This window comes from Bradyrhizobium sp. USDA 326 (assembly GCF_049739485.1).
In the GTDB taxonomy this organism is placed as follows: domain Bacteria; phylum Pseudomonadota; class Alphaproteobacteria; order Rhizobiales; family Xanthobacteraceae; genus Bradyrhizobium.
The window spans coordinates 1,869,341-1,887,848 of the sequence record NZ_JBMGQA010000001.1 but is presented as its reverse complement, the minus strand read 5'-3'; the positions used below and the strand labels follow the sequence as shown (position 1 = coordinate 1,887,848).

Sequence of the window (18,508 nt, the reverse complement as noted above, 5' to 3'; positions counted from 1 at the left end):
CATTGAACCGCAAATTGGTTGCGATCCCGTTTGCTCCGCAATTCCCGCCTGGAATACCACCGCGTCACCCCCGACGGCGCTTCGCCCAAATTGCCCAACCCGTCCGGCCGGCACATGCCATCAGGGCGGTGTTTTTTTCGTGGCGGAGCTAGCCTGTCGCCGCCTGCCAGCGCGCATCCCGAGGCGAGGGCCGGCGGTGCAGGCGGGCATCCAGCAGGGCGCGGGCGCGGGGCAGCTCGCCGCTGCGCATGAGCGCGATAATATAGGTGTCCTCGATCAGCTCGCGCTGGGCATGGCTGCCGCCGATGCGCACGACCTCGCTGAGGACGGGCGCGAGGATCTGCACAGAAGTCCCGTAATCCTCATCGGCGAAAGCCGCGAGCGCGCGGCAGATTGCCGGTACCACGGGACCGGCGGGCAGCTTGCCGTCGGCGAGCCGCTGCTCGATCGCCGCAAGGCGCGCGGCGAGCGCGTCGCGGTTTTGCGTTGCGGCCGCGAACAGCGCCATGTGGACGTCGGCAAAGGACAGGCTCGATTTCGGAAACAGCTTTTGCGCGGCGGTATCGGCCTCGCGCCACAGTGCCTGCGGCACGGCATGGCCGTAGGCCGACAGGCGCCAGAGCAGCGAGGCGCTATCGGTGACGACGTTGAGCGGCGGCGCCTGCGTGGCGGAGGGCTGAAGCACGTCGGCATAGATCGCCAGCGCCCGCGCCGCATCGCCATGCTCGAGCGCGCCCAGCGCCTGGTGCCAGCGGATATGGCTGTGCAGGATTCCGGCGCGGTCGTAAGTCGGGATCCATTCGTCGACGAGACGATCGGCCGCGTCGATCGAGCCGTCCTCGAACATCGCATGCAGCACCGCGTGCACGGCGTGGGCATTCGCCCGGCGCAGATTGAAGCCGCGCTCGGTGACGGCGCGGCCGCGCACGACATCGCCATTCTCCGTCATCGCCCAGCCGGACATGGTGAGGAACCACCAGTCCTCACCATAATGCTGCGCAACGCGTTCGCAGAGCTCGTGCCGGGCGCGGTCGTGATCGGCCATGCCGGAGAAGGCGAACAGGCCGAATGCGCCGAGCGGCAGCGACAGCACGACGGCGTCGCGTGGCCATGCGTCGATGTGCTTCAGCGTGGATGCGATCGCTTCCGGCAGCCGGCCCTCGATCGCGAGCGCCAGCGTCTCGACATGCGAGCGCTCGCGCTCGCTGCCGCGCTTCTTCACCAGCTCGCGCGCGAGCGCCGCCTTGCCTCGGGCGAGATCGCCCTGCTGGTAGAAGGCATGCACGCGGCCGCGGGCGATATGGGCCAGCGCGAAATCCGGGTCGGTCGCGATCGCGCGATCCAGCATCTCCGCCGTGCCGGTCCAGCCCGCGAGCATGAGGTCGACGCCGTCGCGATAGGCGGCGGCTGCTTCGTGCGAGGTGGTCGAGAGCGGCAGGCCGTAGCGGTCTTCGAGCGGCATCGTCGTCTCCCACCCTTACGCCGTCCGCGCGCGGCGGCCCTCGATCGGATAGGCCGGGTCGTTGTAGCCCGGCGTGGAGGGATGGCCCGGCGTCACCAGCCGGTCGATCAGCGCCTCGTCCTCCGCGGTGAAACGATAGTCGAGCGCGCTGATGTAGCCGTCCCATTGCTCTTCGGTGCGGGGGCCGGCGATCACCGACGAGACGAAGGCGGAGTTCAGCACCCAGGCGACCGCGAACTGGCCGGCGGTGATGCCCTTCTTCTCCGCGTGCACCCTGATCTCCTGCGCAAGGCGAAGCGATTCCGGCCGCCATTCGGTCTGCATCATGCGGGTGTCGTTGCGGCCCGCGCGCGTCTCCTTGTCGGGGGCTGCATCTGGCTTGTACTTGCCGGTGAGCACGCCGCGCGCCAAGGGACTATAGGGTACGATGCCGAGACCGTAGTAGGAACACGCCGGAAAGTGCTCGACCTCCGGCATGCGGTTCATGGCGTTGTAGTAGGGTTGGCTCACCGCAGGCCGGTCGATGCCGAGCCGGTCGCAGATGTTGCAGATCTCGGCGACGCGCCAGGCGCGGTAATTGGAGACGCCGAAATAGCGCACCTTGCCCGCGCGGATCAGGTCACCCATCGCGCGCACCGTCTCTTCAAGCGGTGTGGCGTGATCTTCCTTGTGCAGATAATAGATGTCGATGTGATCGGTGCCGAGCCGCGTCAGGCTTTCGTCGGCGGCCTGCAGGATCCAGCGTCGTGACAGCCCGCCGCGATTGGGGTCGCCGCCCATGGGATTGGCGAGCTTCGTCGCGAGCACCCAGGCGTGACGGTTGTTGCCGATCGCGCGCCCCACCACCTCTTCGGATGCGCCTTTCGAATAGGCGTCGGCGGTGTCGATGAAATTGATCCCGGCATCGCGCGCCTTCGCGATGATCCGCCTTGAAGCGGCTTCATCGGTGGGACCGCCGAACATCATGGTGCCGAGACAAATCGGTGACACTTTCAGGCCGCTGCGGCCGAGTTGGCGGTATTGCATGGGCAGGTCCTCGAGATCTCGTTGGATGGCAGCATAGCCATCCCATCCCGTCAATGCGAGCGCAGCGAAGCAATCCAGAGATGCGCGCGCGGAAAGATTCTGGATTGCTTCGCTGCGTTCGCAACGACACGGAGAGGGCGGCGGCGACCTGACCGCTTCGCCTACGCCGGCCCCTTCAATATCTTGAACACGCCATTCGCCATCACGACGCAACGATCGTCCACGCTGACCTCGGTGCTCATGAAGATCAGGCTCCGCGTCGAGCGGACCACGCGCGGGCGGGAGATCAGGATGTCGCCGATCTGGCCCGCCTCGACGAAGTGGGTGTCGAGCTGCACCGTCGCCAGATATTCCTTGCCCGAGACATAGCGAGCGGTCATGCCGCAGGTGCGATCGGCGAACGTCATCATCACGCCGCCCTGGACCATGCCGCGGCGATTGTGATGCTTGTCTTCGGTCGCGAGCGCGAACTCGTAATGGCCGTCGACCTTGCGCTCCCACAAGGGGCCGATCAGGTGCAGGAAGCCCGTGGTCTGCAGGATGCTCCAGCCGTCTGATTTCAGCCTTGCGGCAGCCTTGGTGGTCATGTCGTCGTCCGTTCCTGTGCGGGCCTTGCGAGCGCATTTCATCGGGGCCGGACGTGGTGTAGTCAAGCATCATGAGACCGTTCGACGATGCCACACGACGGAATATCGCGGATGCCTGCGCAGCCTTCACGCGCCTGCAGGAGGATGATGCGCGGGCGGGGCTGAAGCGCGCCGCGGTTGCGGTTGCGTTGACCGCGAGCGAGGGCGACGACACTGCGCTGCTGCTCACGCTGCGCGCATCACATCTGCGCGCCCATCGCGGTCAATGGGCGCTCCCGGGCGGTCGCTGCGATCCCGGCGAGACGCCGGTCGAGGCGGCGCTGCGCGAGCTCGACGAGGAGCTGGGACTTCGCCTCACGAATGCGGATGTGCTCGGCACGCTCGACGACTATCCGACGCGTTCCGGCTATCTGATCACGCCGGTCGTGGTCTGGGCCGCAGGCAGCGCCGCGATTCGGCCGAACCCGGAGGAGGTCGCCTCCGTGCATCGCATCGCGCTGGCGACGATCGAGCGCGAGGACGCTTTCGATTTCGTCGCGATCCCCGAAAGCGCGCGACGCGTGATCCGCTTCCATCACCAGGTGAGCCTGATCCATGCGCCGACGGCGGCGCTGATCTACCAGTTCCGCGAGGTGCTGGCGGGGCGGCAGACCCGCGTCACCGACCTGGAACAACCGGTGTTTGCCTGGAAGTGATGGTAAACGGCGCGTTAACGTGACGGTTACCGGATGCCTGCTAAGAGGGCAGCATGCATCGATCGATTCGAAAGAGCCTGGCGCTGGTTCCACTCGCGCTCGTCCTGATCTCACCCGCCGCGCGCGGCGGCGAGGCCGGCACGCTGCCGGCGGCCGTTCGCAATGCCAACGCCCAGCTGCTGTCGCAATTTTTCGCGCAAGGCGCCTCACCGGCCGTGCTCGAATATCGCCGCAAGCTCGCGGAGTATCAGGCCGCGCGCGCCGCCTTCGATGCCGAGGCCGGTGCCTATTGGAGCCAGATCTCCGAGAAGCGGAAGACGCGCAACGCCAAGCGGCGCAATGGGCAGCAGATCACGCTCGACGATTACGTTCTGGAGCATCCGCCGCTCTATGCCGGACCGAAGCGCCCGGTGAACCCGGAGCCGGAGGAAACGCCGGAGCGGCCGCCCCGAAAGCCTATTCCGGTGGTCGCCGATTTCCTGCGCGCGGCGCAGGAGCTCTACCAGTTCACGCCGCAGCGCCCGTCCAGCGAGGTCGAGTTCAAGCGCGCCTATGCGCGCTACGCGCTCGCCTCGGGGCTGACGCGCGAGCAGGCCGTGCGGGTCTATTCGTTCGAGACCGGCGGCACCGGCAGCTACGATGTGCAGGCGGGCATCGAGCACGGCGGCAAGCGCGCGATCTCGACGGCGATGGGTTACAATCAACTCCTGACCACCAACAGCGTCGAGCTGCTGGCCGAGCAGGGCCATGAACTCATCCGTGCGCTTTCGGAGAAGGTGGCGCGGACATCGGGGCCAGCGCGGCATGCGCTCGAGCACAAGCTCACTGTCCTGAAGAAAATGGTGGCTCATGCGAAGTCGGTGCCCGACACCTGGTCGGAGCACGAGAAGATCGGCAACACTCCGCAGGGCTGGGCGATGCACGCGATGGTGCTCGACGTCGACATCGGACCGATGCTTCAAACTCACAAGCTGCTGACGTCGGTGCTGTTCGCCCGCGCCAAGGGCTACACCCGCCCGCTCTCCGCGGCCGAGCTCGAAATGATGAACCTCACCGGCGACGGCACCGGTCTCGACATGGTGACGATGCCGCAGGCGATGCGCGAGAAGGTGCCGACCTCGAATTTCTTCCAGCGCGGCGGCTACGAGCGCAATCCGGTGGCGATCCGCCACAACACGGTAGCCAAGCTGCTCGCCGTGACCGACGAGCGGATGGATGTGAACAGCAGCAAAGCCGGGGCAAGGGAGCTGGCGGCGGCGTTTTAGCCCTTCTCCCCGCCGCACCCTTATCGCAACGGCCTCCTGGATACTGGATCGTCCGCCCCAGTGCGCAATTGCGCACAAGGCGGACGACGGCACCGCGTGCGAGGCGGAGGGCGGTCAGCCGCCTGCTCAAGCCGCTACTGATCCGGCCCGAACTTGAACTTGCCGTCGCCCTCCAGATAAGGGCCGCTGCGCATGTACAGCTGGCCGTTCTGGCCGATGAAGAACAGCGTGCCCTTCGGCACCTTCTTGGCTCCCTTCAGGAGCTCGCCGGCGTTGCTGGTACCCATCTTGTAGGAATAGGTTTTGCCGTCCCTGTCATAGGCATAGCCCATGTCGGGCTTGAGCTCCCAGGGCGTCGCTCCGGTTTGCGCCAATGCGGGCCCTGCGCATGTGCCGAGCGTGGCTACGATTGCAAATGTCTTGGTTGAAAATGCCGTCATCCCATCCTCCCACGGTCGGGACATTTCAGGCTTGAACAAATCACGAACAGTGCCGCCCGGTCAATTTGCGAAAGCGCCGCAGCGCATCACGTCTTACCCAGCAGCTTGTGATTTTCCCTCCGTCCCCTCGCGACTATGGTCCGCTTTCCGTCTAGAACGCAATTCGACAAAATTACGGGTAGGGATGATTCGGATGCGCCATGTGATCAAGCTTTGCTGGGCTGCTGCATTGTCGCTGGCGGCGATGGCGCCGGCGGCCCGGGCCGATGATTACCAGCTCAGCCATAATCAGCGCATTTCGTGCAGCCGCGGCCTTGCCCCGGGCAAGCTGAACACGGCGACCTGCAAGTCCTACACCTATCTCTTCAACACCAAGACCTCCGAATATTTCCGCTGCCAGGTTTCGCTGGCGCTGACCCGCGACAACAAGGAGGTCATCAATGTCCAGACCGACGGCGGCTGCACCAGGAAGCCGCGCATCTTCGAGACCGACGGACGTTACGACTTCGACGCGACCGAGACCGAGCCGCCGAACACCAACTCGTTCTTCGGTCCCGGCGGTTATTCGGTGTGGGCCGCCGACGTCACCGCGCAGAAAGTGCGCGGCTGCATCATCATCTCTTCCGGCCTCGGCTCCGACATCTCCAAATGTCTGGACATGACGTTCCAGTGAGGGATTGCCATTAACGGTGCGCTCCCTCCACAGCTTGCGGCGGTCATCGCACTGATACAGCTCCGGACCACGGCTGCGCCATCTCGCCGCAGCCGGGTTCCCTAAACATGGAGCCGGAACGGCCATTTGCCGCAGTCCTGTTTTGCCTTTTGGATGGGTTGACCCGCACCCTTCATCCGGCCAATTTCGCGGCCGGTTTGGGGAGTACAACAACCATGAAACGGACGATTTTCGGCGTGGCCGCGGCTCTTGCTCTGGCGGCGTCGGCACCTTGCGCGCATGCGCAATCCTTCATCAACGTGCTGACCGGCGGCACCTCGGGCGTCTACTATCCGCTTGGCGTGGCAATCGGTAAGATCTACGGTGAGAAGATTCCGAACGTGAAGACGCAGGTGCAGGCCACCAAGGCGTCGGTCGAGAATCTGATCCTGCTGCAGCAGGGGCGCGGCGAACTGGCGTTCACGCTGGGCGACTCGCTGAAAGCGGCCTGGGACGGCGAGGAGGAGGCGGGCTTCAAGACCAAGCTCGACAAGCTCAGGACCATCGGCGCAATCTATCCGAACTACATCCAGATCGTCGCGACCGCCGACAGCGGCATCAAGACGCTGGCCGACCTCAAGGGCAAGAGCCTGTCGGTCGGCGCGCCGAAATCCGGCACGGAACTGAACTCGCGCGCGATCCTCGCGGCCGCCGGCATGAGCTACAAGGATCTCGGCAAGGTCGAGTATCTGCCCTTCGCCGAATCCGTCGATCTCATGAAGAACCGCCAACTCGCCGCGACGCTGCAATCGGCCGGCCTTGGTGTCGCCTCGCTGAGGGACCTGTCAACCTCGAGCCCGATCACGGTGGTGTCGGTGCCGAAGGAGACCGTCGACAAGATCGGCCCGCCCTTCATCTCCGCGATCATTCCCGCCAACACCTATACCGGCCAGGACAAGGCCGTCCCGACGGCTGCTGTCGTGAACTACCTCGTGACCAGCTCGGCGGTGTCGGACGATCTCGCTTATCAGATGACCAAGCTGGTCTACGAGTCGCTGCCCGAACTCGTCAATGCGCACGCGGCCGGCAAGGAGATCAAGCTCGAGAACGCCGCCAATGGCAGCCCGGTTCCGCTGCACCCCGGCGCGATCCGCTATTACAAGGAAAAAGGGCTGATCAAGTAGTACAGGTGTCAAGGCCGGGCCTGACCCGGCCATCGATCTTCCAGGACTCATCTTTCGATGGATGCCCGGGTCAAGCCCGGGCATGACGATTTCAGGGCGCGGGAAATATGATATCGCAGGCAAAGGCCACCGAGGCCGCCATCAAGGTCGAGTTCGACAATTTCGAGCATGGCTTCCCGGAAGGTTTCGGTCCGGGCTGGTGGGGCCAGCTCGCCTACTGGATCGGCATCGCCTTTGCCACCTTCCAGCTCTATGTCGCCGCCTTCAACTATCTGCCGAGCCAGGTGGTCCGCGGCGTCCATGTCGGCTTCCTCGTTCTGCTCACGTTCGGCCTGATCGCCAACTTCACCGCGAAGAGCAATTTCGGCCGTGCGCTCGGCTGGGTGATCGGCAGCGCCGGCTTCTTCTGCGGCCTCTATCAGTGGATCTTCTACGCGGACCTGATCGCGCGCGACGGCGATCCGACCCGGCTCGATCTGGTGGTCGGCACGCTGCTCGCGGTGCTGATATTCGAGGGCACGCGGCGCCTGATGGGCGCGGCGCTGCCGCTGATGTGCGGCGCGTGTCTGCTGTATTGGTTCTTCGGCCAATACCTGCCGTCGCCGCTCAATCATCGCGGCTATGATTTCGACCAGATCGTCACACATCTGTCGTTCGGCACCGAAGGTTTCTACGGCGTGCCGATCTACGTCTCGGCGACCTACATCTTCCTGTTCATCCTGTTCGGCTCGTTCCTGGAGCGCGCCGGCATGATCCAGCTCTTCACCGACGTCTCGCTCGGCCTGTTCGGCCGCACCCGTGGCGGGCCTGCCAAGGTCGCGGTGTTCGCCTCGGGGATGATGGGCACCATCTCGGGCTCGGGCGTTGCCAATGTCGTCACCGTCGGCCAATTCACGATTCCCTTGATGATCCGGTTCGGTTACCGCCGCGCCTTCGCCGCCGGCGTCGAGGCGACGGCGTCGATGGGCGGACAGATCATGCCGCCGGTGATGGGCGCGGTCGCCTTCATCATGGCGGAGACGCTCGGCGTTCAGTACTCGGAGATCGTCAAGGCCGCCGCGATCCCTGCAATTCTGTATTTCGCCTCGGCCTTCTGGATGGTGCATCTGGAAGCCGGCAAGCACGGTCTCGTCGGCATGAGGCGCTCGGAGATCCCGAGCGCCTGGAAGGCGCTGGTGACGCGCTGGTACCTCGTGCTGCCGCTCGCCGCGCTCGTCTACATGCTGTTCGAAGGCTTCACGCCGCTCTATGCAGGCAGCATGGGTCTCGCGCTGACCGTTGCGCTGATCCTCGGGACTAGCATCACCGCCGGCGTCTCGGCGACGGTCATCCGCTACATCTTCTGGATCGGGCTGGCCCTGGTCGTCGCCGCGCTGTCGCGCGACGGCCTCCAGATCGTTCCGGTCGCGTGCGTCGTGGTCGGGCTGATCGTGATCACCACGTTCGTCCGCGGCGGTTTTGCAGCCTTGCGCGCCTGTCGCGATGCGCTGGCTGAAAGCGCAAAATCCGCCATCACGGTCGGCATGGCCTGTGCCATCGTCGGCGTCATCATCGGCATGATGTCGCAGACCGGTGTCGGCACCATCTTCGGCGGCTGGGTGATCGGTCTCGGCGAGAAGAGCCTGTTCCTGGCGCTGGTCATGACCATGCTGCTGTCGATCCTGCTCGGCACCGGCATTCCGACCATCCCGACCTACATCATCACCGCCGCGCTCGCCGCGCCGGCCCTCGCCAAGCTCGGCGTGCCCTTGATCGCGAGCCACATGTTCGCGTTCTACTACGGCATTATGGCCGACCTTTCGCCGCCGGTGGCGCTGGCCGCGCTTGCGGCGGCGCCGATCGCAAAGGAGAACCCGGACAAGATCGGCTGGGAGGCGATGCGCATCGCGCTCGCCGGTTACGTCATCCCCTTCATCTTCGTCTACTCGCCGGCTCTGATGCTCCAGGCCGGCGATCCCATGGCAGCCGAGCTCGGCTTCTATGGCGCCGTGGCGCTGGCCGCCACCAAGGCGCTGGTGGCGATCGGCCTGTTCGGCATGGTCGCGATCGGATTCCTGTTCACGCGGTTGACCCTGATCGAGCGCCTCGTTGCGCTCGGCGCCGCATTCTGCCTGCTCGGCGAATTCCCGTTCAGCGACACCGCAGGCTTCGTGCTCGCTGCTGCGCTCGTGCTGTGGCAATGGCGGCAGCGCCCGCCGGCGGCGGTCGAGGCGGCGTGAGCCTCTGCTTCGCAACGGCATCAGGCGTGAAGGCGCTGGCGCTGTCCGCTTTCACGCTGGCCTGGACGCATTCGATCGCGAAGGTCGAATGGCAGGAAGACTGGCGTGTCACGCCCGCCGGCCTCGAACTGGTGCAGGCCCGCGTCAAGGGCACCGGCCCCGGCATGGAGCCGCCGCCCGAGGCGCGGCTCGTCGACGGCTGGTTTCAATGGCGGCCGCAGCGTTCGCCGATGCACGAGGTCGTGCTCGGTAACTCCGGTGCGGCCGGGGAGTGGCGGTTGTGCCATGACGGGAAGTGCCGGACCTTGTCGGAGATTGTCGGCCATCCGATCGGTGTTAACGTCACCAAGATGGAAATTTGCAGCGATCCGTAGCCCGGATGGAGCGAAGCGCAATCCGGGACTGACGCCCCCGGATTGCGCTGCGCTCCATCCAGGCTACAAGAACAACAAACAGGGAGACACGCGATGGATCGGCTCAAGGGCAAGGTTGCGATGGTGGTGGGCGCCGGCTCGATTGGCCCCGGCTGGGGCAATGGCAAGGCGACCGCGGTGACGTTCGCCCGCGAGGGCGCGCAGGTGTTTTGCGTCGATCGTAGTGGTGCTGCGGCCGAGGAAACCGCGAAGATCATCATCGGGGAAGGCGGCAAGGCGACGGCGTTCACCGCTGACGTGTCGCGCGCAAGTGAGATCGAGGCGATGGTCGCGGCGTGCCTGAAGGCCTATGGCCGCATCGACGTGCTCGACAACAATGTCGGCATCGCCGAGATGGGCAGCGTGGTCGAGGTGAGCGAGGAGAGCTGGGACCGCGTCTTCAGCGTCAACCTCAAGAGCGCCTATCTCGCCATGAAGCACGTCATCCCCGTCATGGTGAAGCAGGGCGGCGGCTCGATCATCAACATCTCCTCGATCGCCTCGATCCGCCACATGGGCATCTCCTACGTCACCTACGGCACCTCGAAGGCGGCGATGAACCAGATGACGCGCACCACGGCGATCGAGTTCGCGCGCCACCATGTGCGGGTCAACGCGATCCTGCCCGGCTTGATGAAGACGCCGATGGTCGAACATTCAGCGGGGCTTGCCGCCAGCTACGCCAAGGGCGACGTGGAAGCGATGTGGCGCGCGCGCGATGCGCAGGTGCCGATGGGCCACATGGGCGATGCCTTCGACGTCGCCAACGCCGCGCTGTTCCTGGCCTCGGACGAGTCGAAATACGTGACGGGTATCGAGCTCGTGGTAGACGGTGGGATCACGTGCAAGGCAGGGGCGTAGTTCCAATCTCCACCGTCATCCCGGACGAGCGCGCCCTCAAGCGCGCTCCGATCGGGACGATAACGGAGTTTGTCGCCACCTACTGCGCCAGCGCCAGGATGCCGCCGGCGAACGCATGCCACGCGGCGCTCTCGCTGACCGGCCAGTTCAGCACCTTCACTGCCAAAAGCGCGAGCGTGCCGTAGATGTAGACCGGATGTACGCGGCCTTCGGTGCGCCAGTCGCGCACCATGGCGACGACGAGCAGGAGGGCGGCGACCACAGCCGGCGCAATCGTCACGGGCACCGGCGGTGGACCGGGCGGTCCCGGAGGGGCGAGAAAGGTCAGGAACCAGCGCGCGATCGCGGCATCGAGGATCGAGACCGCCGCCAGCAGCATCAGGCGCTTGTGAATCTCGGGCCTGCGCGTGTTCATGATCGCCAGCACGAACACCACGGCGAAGAACGCAATTCCGCTCATCGGCACGATCGAGAAGCCGATGCCGGCGTCCTTCTGCCCGAGCGCGGCGGAATGCTGCATCACGTGCACCGAGGCGAGGAAGCCGAAAATCGTCATCGCAGTCGCGAGCGATACGCCGGCGATGCCGAGCGAGCGGTGATTGACCACGCGGCCCGAGGCAGCGAGCCAGGTCTGGAGCACGAAGTAGAGCGACCAGGTGAAGAACAAGAGTCCGTGGAAGTGAATCACGGGGCTTGCGGAGAGCGTCCGGTTGGCGAGCGGCACCCAATAGGTCGGTGCGAAGCCGAGAAAGGCGGTGGCCGCGCAGGCCAGGGCCATGTGGAAATAAAAATATCGTGCAGGCGACGCATCACGCGCGCGCACACGACGGTCGTCGATCAGGGTCGTCATCTGGAGTGTGTCTGGAGAGGCGGCGTTTGGTTCAAAGGCGGCCATTCATCCTCCGCTGTCATCCCGGACAAGCTCGCCCTGAGCGCGCGCCGATCCGGGACCCATAATCACCGGGTCACGTTTGGGGGCGGGCTGGTCACTCCGAGTCTTCGTCAAACCCCTCCCTGCGGCTATGAATCCCGGATCTGCACTCCGCTCCAGTCAACGCTGCGCGTCGTCTGGAGCTTCGCTTGTCCGGGACGATACCGAGTTTGTATCGCGAAGTTGCCTCATCCTCCCGCGCTCAATTCCGCGCGATCGAGCTCTTCCTCCAGCCGATGAAACGCATCGTCGCCGATCACCTCGGTGGCGCGGAGATCGAAGATCGACTTGCGTGCGGCCTCGATGGCGCGGCGGCGCAGGGGATCGGCCGGCAATTCGCCGCTGGCGATGCCACCGTTCGGATCGGTCTCGGTCTGCATCAGGATGGCGCGATATTCGAGCCGCAGGATTTCCGCCTCCTCCGACGGATCGCTCTCGATCGCATCCAGCGCCGCGCGATAGGCGACCGCGCGACCTCGCGCGACCTCGATGCCGACGGGATCATCGTCCGTCAGGTCGAAGGCGAGGATCAGCGGCCGCAGCGTCAGGCCCTGGATGATGAGCGATCCCAGCACCACCGCAAAGGCGATGAAGACGATGAAGTCGCGATGGGGAAAACCCTCCGGCAGGGCAAAGGCGGTCGCGAGCGTGACGAGGCCGCGCATGCCGCACCAGGAGATGATGAGGCCGCCCTTGGGCGAAGCGATCTGCTTCGGATCCTTCGGATGATAGAGTCCGTTTGCGATCAGCACGCGCAGGGTCGTGCGATAGAACGTCACCCAGCCGAGGCGCACCAGGATGACCGTGAGCAGGATCCAGGCGGCAGCCACGCAATATTCCCAGCGCACGTCGGCATCGAGCCGCGTCCAGATCGGCCGCATCTGCATGCCGATCAGCATGAAGGCGAGCACGTTGAGCACGAACACCATCGTCTCCCACACCGCATAGGACGGCACCCGCAGCCGGGCCGGCATGCGCGCCGGCGCGGTGCGCGCGAGGGCGATGGCGTAGATCACGATGGTGAGGATGCCGGACAGCCCGAGATGCTCGGCACCGATCCAGATCATGAAGGTGGTGGCGAACTGAACGATGATCGCGCTCGGGGCTTCCGTCACGCGCTCCATCATGGGCGCGATGATGCGTGCTGCGACAAGGCCGGCGATGACGCTGCCGACCAGCGCCAGCGCCATGGTCGGTGCGACCTGGCTCCATGTCAGGTGCTCGGTGGCGACCGCACCGACGGCGATGCGATAGATCAGAAGCGCGCTGGCGTCGTTGAGCAGGCTCTCGCCCTCCAGCACCTTCACCATGCGGTGAGGCAGCTTCACCTGGCTCAGGATCGCGACGGCAGCGGCCGCATCCGGCGGCGCCACGATCGCGCCGAGCGCGACCGCGGCGGCCCAGGGCATGTCGGGCATCAGCCGGTGCGCGACATAGGCCACGGCGGCCGTGGTCAGGCCGACCGCGGCGACCACCAGGGTCGAGACCGGAACCCAGTTGTTGCGCAGATCGCGCAGCGAGGTGTCGAAGGCGGCATCGAGCAGGACCGGTGCGACAAAAAGAGCCAACGCCAGGTCCGGCTCCAGCGCCCAGGACGGGCTGGACGGCACGAAGGCGATCAGAGCGCCGCCGATGGCGAGAAAGGTCGGGTAGGGGACCTTGATCCGCCGCGCAAGCGCCGATAAGGCAACAGCGCCGAGCAGAAGCGCGATGATCCATTCGAATGTCGACACGATGATCCCCGAGACCGATCTGAGCGGCGCCACAAGCTAGCACCAATCCGGCCGTATGATGGATAACGCGGCTGCAAGGCAAGACCCCCCAAGAAAAGCCCCCCAGACAAGACCCTAAGACAAGACCCTCCGACAGCAACGAGCATGCGTTCTTTCATTCACCTGTTCGGCGCCGGGCTGCTCTACGCACTCTCGCTCGCCCCCGCCGATGCTGCGACCGGCGGCGAGTCGGTTGCGGTGACACAGGTCGATGTCGAGCTGTGCCTTGCGGCGACCGCGGCCGACGACGTGGACAAGGCGGCTACCGCCTGCGCCGCCGTGATCGACGATGAGAAGACGGCGAAGGAAGACCTGATCAAGGTGCTGATCGCGCGCGGCGCACTGCTGGCGAGGCACGACCAGGTCGACCGTGCTATCGCCGATGATAGCCGTGCTCTCGAGCTCGATCCGGGCCTTGCGGATATCTTCAACGCGCGCGGCGAGCTCTGGCTGAAGAAGGGCGACAAGCCCAAGGCGGTGCAAGATTTCGGCGCAGCACTCAAGATTGATCCGAACCACGCGAAGGCCAGGGCCAATCACAAGGCGATGGCGCGCGAGCTCGAGCGGATCGGCGCGCAGATGGCAGTCGCCGGCAAGCCCAGCTTCAATTGCGCGCGAGCGCGCCGCGCGGTGGAAAGGGCGATCTGCGGCAATCGCGAGCTCGCCGATCTCGACCGGGAGGTTTTTGCAGCGAACGCACGCGTGATCCGCGCGGCGCGCACTCCGGATGAAGCCAAGGCGTTCCAGCGCGAGCAGGATGAGTTCATCGCGCGCCGAAATGCCGGTTTCGGCCGGCCGGGCTATGATCTCAAAAAGGCGATGCAGGAGCGGCTGCAGCGGCTGAACGGGGTGGGCGGCTCTTGAGGCGCTTCGCCTCTCCCCGCAGGCAGGGCGAGGGAATGAAAAAGTGGTGCGTCCCTGAGCCGGCCGGTTTGAACCCATCTCCTGCCAGCCGCGACAACGGTGAGAACCCGACGTCACGGAGCCCTATGCCATGTGCGGCACGCATTCTTCCGCGCAAGCGCTTTCGCCTGCCAAAATCTCGCTTCGCGCCTTCTTTCTCGGCGCGGCAATGAGTCTTGTTCTCGCGGCCCCAGCCGCGGCGAGCACCGAGTGCATGCTGGACAGCAGGGCTGCCCCGGCCGAGTTGATCCCGGCGTGCAGCGCCATCATCGACAAGACCGCAAATCCGACCTCCGATCGTAGCGCGGCCCTCGTCGTCCGCGCCGAAGCCAATGCGCGAACCCCTGGAGGGCAATCGCAGGCGCTGCGCGATCTGGACCGCGCCATCGCGCTCGACGGCAGGAACGCAAAGGCCTGGCGCCTGCGCGGCGACCTGCTGCGCGAGGCCGGCGGCGATCTCAACCGTGCTGCGGCGGATTTGACTAGGGCGATCGAGCTCGATCCGCAGGATGCGCAGGCTTACGAGTCGCGCGGCGTGGTCTACACCAATCAGCGTCGGCTCGACCGCGCGCTCGCCGATTACGACGAGGCGATCAAGCTAAAGCCGAATGATGCGCAGGCCTGGTCCGACCGCGGCGTGACCTACTATCTCGGTGGCGACAACGAAAAGGCGATCGAGAATTTCGACGAGGCCTTGCGGCTCGACCCCAACCGGCCTCGCACCTACACCAACCGCGGCGCGGCCTGGAAGAAGCTCGGCCAGAACGACAAATCGGTCGCCGACAACACCGAGGCCATCAGGCTCGATCCGCAGGTGCCGGAATATTACGACAATCGCGGCCTCGCCTATGCCGCGATGGGCGAGTACGACAAGGCCATCGCCGATTACGACCAGGCGATCCGGCGTGAGCGGCGCGCCAACTTCCTGACCAACCGCGGCGATTCCTACCAGTTCAAGGGCGAGCTCGGGGCTGCGCTGAGCGACTATGATGCCGCGCTCGAGCTCGATCCGAACTTCGCAAAGACCTACAACAACCGCGCCGTGCTCTACAAGAAGATGGGCGAGCGCAAGAAGGCGCTGGCGGATTACGAGACGGCGCTGAAGCTTGATCCCGGTAACGAGAATGCAGCCAGCGGCCGTCGCGCCATGATCGCCGAGATCGCGAAGTTCGGCGCCGAGCCGCTGCGTCCGCTGAATGCGGCTTCCGGCAACGGCCCGTCGTTCGATTGCGCCACGGCGAAGCGCGAGGTCGAGAAGGTGATCTGCGCCGATCCCCAGCTGGGCGTGCTCGACCGCCGGATCGCCGAAGCCTATGCTCGCGTGCTGAAGCTGGCGAGCAAGCGCTCGGCCGGCGATTTGCGCAAGACCCAGCGCGATTTCCTCGCCACCCGCAACGCCAGTTTCGGCCGGCCCAACTATGATCTCAAGAAGATCATGCAGCAGCGGTTGCAGAAGCTGAACGCGATGGAGAGCTCAGAAGCGTTCTGAACTCGTCGTCACTCCTCGAGTCGAACCGCCGCCGTCCCTCCAGAGACCCTGCCCCCCGCAAGCGGGGCAAGGCGCACCCGCCCGCGCGGCGGTAGTTGTGTCTTCCCCGAAAGGCCCATCCTTTTGAGCTTGAACCGCGGCCCGTTCCCGCGAAAATAAGCCCACAACAAGGCCGGCAATTGATCCTGGTCATGGCGGGGCGCCTGTCCTGCCACAAGGGTCAAGGCCAGGGCGAATAAAGGCACGGGAGCGCGGGAATGAACGTCCAAGGGAACGTCCAAGGGAACGCCGACGGCAAAAGTCGTTATCATGAGGTCCACGCGCGCTCGCTGGCCGATCCCGAAGGTTTCTGGGCTGAGGCTGCGAAGGAGATCGACTGGATCGAGCCTCCGATGAGGATCTTCGATCCCTCGCAAGGAACCTACGGCCGCTGGTTTGCCGGCGGCGTCGTCAACACCTGCTACAACGCGCTCGACCGCCATGTCGAACGCGGCCGTGCAGATCAGGTCGCGCTGATCCATGATTCGCCGCTGACCAATTCGGTCACCAAACTCACCTATGCCGAACTGCTGAACGAGGTCCAGGCGCTCGCCGCAATCATGCAGGACTTCGGCGTCGCCAAGGGCGACCGCGTCATCCTCTATATGCCGATGGTGCCGGAAGCGGTGGTCGCGATGCTCGCCTGCGCGCGCATCGGCGCGGTGCACTCCGTGGTGTTCGGCGGCTTTGCCGCGAAAGAGCTCGCCACCCGCATCGACGATGCGCAGCCGAAGCTGATCCTCTCCGCCAGCTGCGGCATCGAGCCCGGCCGTATCGTCCATTACAAGCCGCTGCTCGACGAGGCAATCAGGCTTGCCGGCAGCAAGCCGAAGGCCTGCATCGTGCTGCAGCGCCCGCAACTCACCTGCGAGATGACGCCAAGCCGCGACTACGACTGGGCCAGCCTGCGCCGAAAGGCGCTGAACGACGGCAAGAGCGCGGCTTGCGTGCCTGTCGCCGCGACCGATCCGCTCTACATCCTCTATACCTCGGGGACGACCGGCGTGCCCAAGGGCGTCGTGCGCGACAATGGCGGACATCTCGTCGCGGTGAAATGGTCGATGTTCAACCTCTATGGCGTCAAGCCGGGCGAGGTCTGGTGGTGCGGCTCCGACATCGGCTGGGTGGTCGGCCACAGCTACATCGTCTACGGCCCGCTGTTTCATGGCGCGACCTCGATCATGTACGAGGGCAAGCCGGTCGGCACGCCCGATGCCGGCGCGTTCTGGCGCGTGATCTCCGAGCACAAGGCGGTGGCCTTCTTCACCGCTCCGACCGCATTCCGCGCCATCCGCAAGGACGATCCGGAAGGGAAATTCATCCGGCGGTACGACCTCTCCAAATTCCGCACGCTGTTTCTCGCCGGCGAGCGCGCCGATCCGCCGACGGTGGAATGGGCGGAGCAGCAACTGAAGGTGCCGGTGATCGACCATTGGTGGCAGACCGAGACCGGCTGGTGCATCGCCGGCAATCCGGTCGGCCTCGGCATGCTGCCCGTGAAGCACGGCTCGCCGACGGTGCCGATGCCGGGCTACCAGGTCGATATCGTCGATGAAGCGGCAAAGCCGGTCGGCACCAACACCATGGGCTCGATCGTCATCAAGCTGCCGATGCCGCCGGGCTGTCTGCCGACGCTGTGGAATCAGGACGAGCGCTTCAAGGAGGCTTACCTCAGCGAATTCCCCGGCTATTACAAAACCTCCGATGCCGGCTACAAGGACGAGGACGGCTATGTCTTCGTCATGGGCCGCACCGACGACATCATCAATGTCGCCGGCCATCGGCTCTCCACCGGCGGCATGGAGGAGATTTTGGCCTCGCACCCTGATGTCGCCGAATGCGCCGTGCTCGGCGTCAAGGACGCGATCAAGGGCGAGGTGCCCTGCGGCTTCCTGGTGCTCAAGGCCGGCGTGAAGCGCCCGCCGGCCGAGATCGAGAAGGAGATCATCGCACTGGTGCGCGACAAGCTCGGCCCGGTCGCCGCCTTCAAGCTCGCCATCACCGTCGGCCGGCTGCCCAAGACGCGTTCCGGAAAGATCCTGCGCGGTACCATCAAGAAGATCGCCGACGGCGAATCCTGGACCATGCCGGCGACGATCGAGGATCCCAAGGCGCTGGAGGAGATCGGGGAGGCGCTGAAGGGAAGGGTGTGAGTTTGCCCATCCGTCGTGTCCGGGCTTGACCCGGGCATCCATCAATGAGCAAGCACTTGCCTTGATTTCGATGGATTGCCGGGTCAAGCCCGGCAACGACGAATGAGACAGGACGACCAAATGTCAGCCAAACTCGCGCAGTATGGAGCAATCTCTCTGCTCGCCATTGCTCTCTCCGCTTGCTCCGCGCGCTACCAGACACCGGCGGCGATGGGCGGCGATGATGATGACGCGGTCTGCCAGAGCCGGGGCTATGCGCAAGGCTCGCCGGAATACGTGGCCTGCCGCAAGGACCGCGACGTCCAGCGCAATGCCGCCATCGCCCGCGCCGACCGCCGCCAGCGCGATCTAGGCGAGTACATGCTGAATAATCCCGAGCGGCCGTAAATCGGTGACGGTATCATCCGGTGTCATTGA

17 protein-coding genes are annotated in these 18,508 nt (G+C 65.2%); 11 read left to right on the top strand and 6 right to left on the bottom strand.

Annotated elements, in window-relative coordinates; all coding sequences use genetic code 11:
• Nucleotides 1-148: 148 nt before the first annotated feature.
• The 3 genes from ABIG06_RS09020 to ABIG06_RS09010 all read right to left on the bottom strand — a co-directional run bounded on the left by ABIG06_RS09020 (nt 149) and on the right by ABIG06_RS09010 (nt 3,075).
• The gene (locus tag ABIG06_RS09020) at nt 149-1,462 is read right to left on the bottom strand and encodes a tetratricopeptide repeat protein (RefSeq protein ID WP_424578260.1); all 1,314 of its coding nucleotides are present in this window, start codon (nt 1,460-1,462) and stop codon (nt 149-151) included.
• Between the two features lie 15 nt (nt 1,463-1,477).
• A complete protein-coding gene (locus ABIG06_RS09015) occupies nt 1,478-2,488 on the bottom strand; it encodes an aldo/keto reductase (protein WP_370135707.1) in 1,011 nt (336 codons plus the stop codon).
• Between the two features lie 161 nt (nt 2,489-2,649).
• On the bottom strand, nt 2,650-3,075 hold the full coding sequence (locus ABIG06_RS09010) for a PaaI family thioesterase (protein WP_197966577.1): 426 nt from the start codon (nt 3,073-3,075) through the stop codon (nt 2,650-2,652).
• Between the two features lie 68 nt (nt 3,076-3,143).
• Between ABIG06_RS09010 and ABIG06_RS09005 the strand changes: the two genes are divergently transcribed.
• Together ABIG06_RS09005 and ABIG06_RS09000 are read left to right on the top strand one after the other, a co-directional pair.
• The gene (locus tag ABIG06_RS09005) at nt 3,144-3,770 is read left to right on the top strand and encodes an NUDIX hydrolase (RefSeq protein ID WP_370140810.1); all 627 of its coding nucleotides are present in this window, start codon (nt 3,144-3,146) and stop codon (nt 3,768-3,770) included.
• A gap of 53 nt (nt 3,771-3,823) precedes the next feature.
• On the top strand, nt 3,824-5,035 hold the full coding sequence (locus tag ABIG06_RS09000) for a hypothetical protein (RefSeq protein WP_370135705.1): 1,212 nt from the start codon (nt 3,824-3,826) through the stop codon (nt 5,033-5,035).
• A 134-nt stretch (nt 5,036-5,169) separates the two neighbouring features.
• Here ABIG06_RS09000 and ABIG06_RS08995 read toward each other — a convergent pair whose 3' ends face one another.
• Nucleotides 5,170-5,475 (bottom strand): hypothetical protein, encoded by a 306-nt coding sequence (locus ABIG06_RS08995; RefSeq protein ID WP_124159413.1) that lies wholly within the window; start codon nt 5,473-5,475, stop codon nt 5,170-5,172.
• A 193-nt stretch (nt 5,476-5,668) separates the two neighbouring features.
• Between ABIG06_RS08995 and ABIG06_RS08990 the strand changes: the two genes are divergently transcribed.
• The 5 genes from ABIG06_RS08990 (at nt 5,669) to ABIG06_RS08970 (ending at nt 10,804) form a co-directional block, all read left to right on the top strand.
• Nucleotides 5,669-6,148 (top strand): hypothetical protein, encoded by a 480-nt coding sequence (locus ABIG06_RS08990; RefSeq protein WP_124159412.1) that lies wholly within the window; start codon nt 5,669-5,671, stop codon nt 6,146-6,148.
• Nucleotides 6,149-6,363: 215 nt separating this feature from the next.
• A complete protein-coding gene (locus ABIG06_RS08985; RefSeq protein WP_370135701.1) occupies nt 6,364-7,311 on the top strand; it encodes a TAXI family TRAP transporter solute-binding subunit in 948 nt (315 codons plus the stop codon).
• Nucleotides 7,312-7,418: 107 nt separating this feature from the next.
• Nucleotides 7,419-9,530, top strand: a complete 2,112-nt coding sequence (locus tag ABIG06_RS08980) for a TRAP transporter permease (RefSeq protein WP_370135699.1) — start codon at nt 7,419-7,421, stop codon at nt 9,528-9,530.
• Nucleotides 9,491-9,904, top strand: a complete 414-nt coding sequence (locus ABIG06_RS08975; RefSeq protein WP_370135696.1) for a DUF1850 domain-containing protein — start codon at nt 9,491-9,493, stop codon at nt 9,902-9,904. The genes ABIG06_RS08980 and ABIG06_RS08975 overlap by 40 nt, the downstream gene beginning before the upstream one ends.
• A gap of 93 nt (nt 9,905-9,997) precedes the next feature.
• On the top strand, nt 9,998-10,804 hold the full coding sequence (locus ABIG06_RS08970; protein WP_370135693.1) for an SDR family NAD(P)-dependent oxidoreductase: 807 nt from the start codon (nt 9,998-10,000) through the stop codon (nt 10,802-10,804).
• A 79-nt stretch (nt 10,805-10,883) separates the two neighbouring features.
• On the opposite strand, the gene ABIG06_RS08965 is transcribed toward ABIG06_RS08970, so the two are convergent.
• Complete coding sequence (locus ABIG06_RS08965; RefSeq protein WP_370140809.1) at nt 10,884-11,654, bottom strand: hypothetical protein; 771 nt, start codon at nt 11,652-11,654, stop codon at nt 10,884-10,886.
• Nucleotides 11,655-11,923: 269 nt separating this feature from the next.
• Nucleotides 11,924-13,501, bottom strand: a complete 1,578-nt coding sequence (locus tag ABIG06_RS08960; protein ID WP_370135690.1) for a cation:proton antiporter — start codon at nt 13,499-13,501, stop codon at nt 11,924-11,926.
• Between the two features lie 111 nt (nt 13,502-13,612).
• Here ABIG06_RS08960 and ABIG06_RS08955 point away from each other — a divergent pair, with 111 nt between their 5' ends.
• The 4 genes from ABIG06_RS08955 to ABIG06_RS08940 all read left to right on the top strand — a co-directional run bounded on the left by ABIG06_RS08955 (nt 13,613) and on the right by ABIG06_RS08940 (nt 18,478).
• Nucleotides 13,613-14,371, top strand: coding sequence for a tetratricopeptide repeat protein (locus tag ABIG06_RS08955; protein ID WP_370135688.1), 759 nt, complete (start codon nt 13,613-13,615; stop codon nt 14,369-14,371).
• 130 nt (nt 14,372-14,501) lie between these two features.
• A complete protein-coding gene (locus ABIG06_RS08950; RefSeq protein WP_424578259.1) occupies nt 14,502-15,899 on the top strand; it encodes a tetratricopeptide repeat protein in 1,398 nt (465 codons plus the stop codon).
• Nucleotides 15,900-16,156: 257 nt separating this feature from the next.
• On the top strand, nt 16,157-18,091 hold the full coding sequence (locus ABIG06_RS08945) for a propionyl-CoA synthetase (RefSeq protein WP_370135684.1): 1,935 nt from the start codon (nt 16,157-16,159) through the stop codon (nt 18,089-18,091).
• Nucleotides 18,092-18,211: 120 nt separating this feature from the next.
• Nucleotides 18,212-18,478 carry a hypothetical protein gene (locus ABIG06_RS08940; RefSeq protein WP_370135682.1) on the top strand — a complete coding sequence of 89 codons (267 nt, stop codon included), beginning with the start codon at nt 18,212-18,214 and terminating at the stop codon, nt 18,476-18,478.
• Nucleotides 18,479-18,508 lie beyond the last annotated feature (30 nt).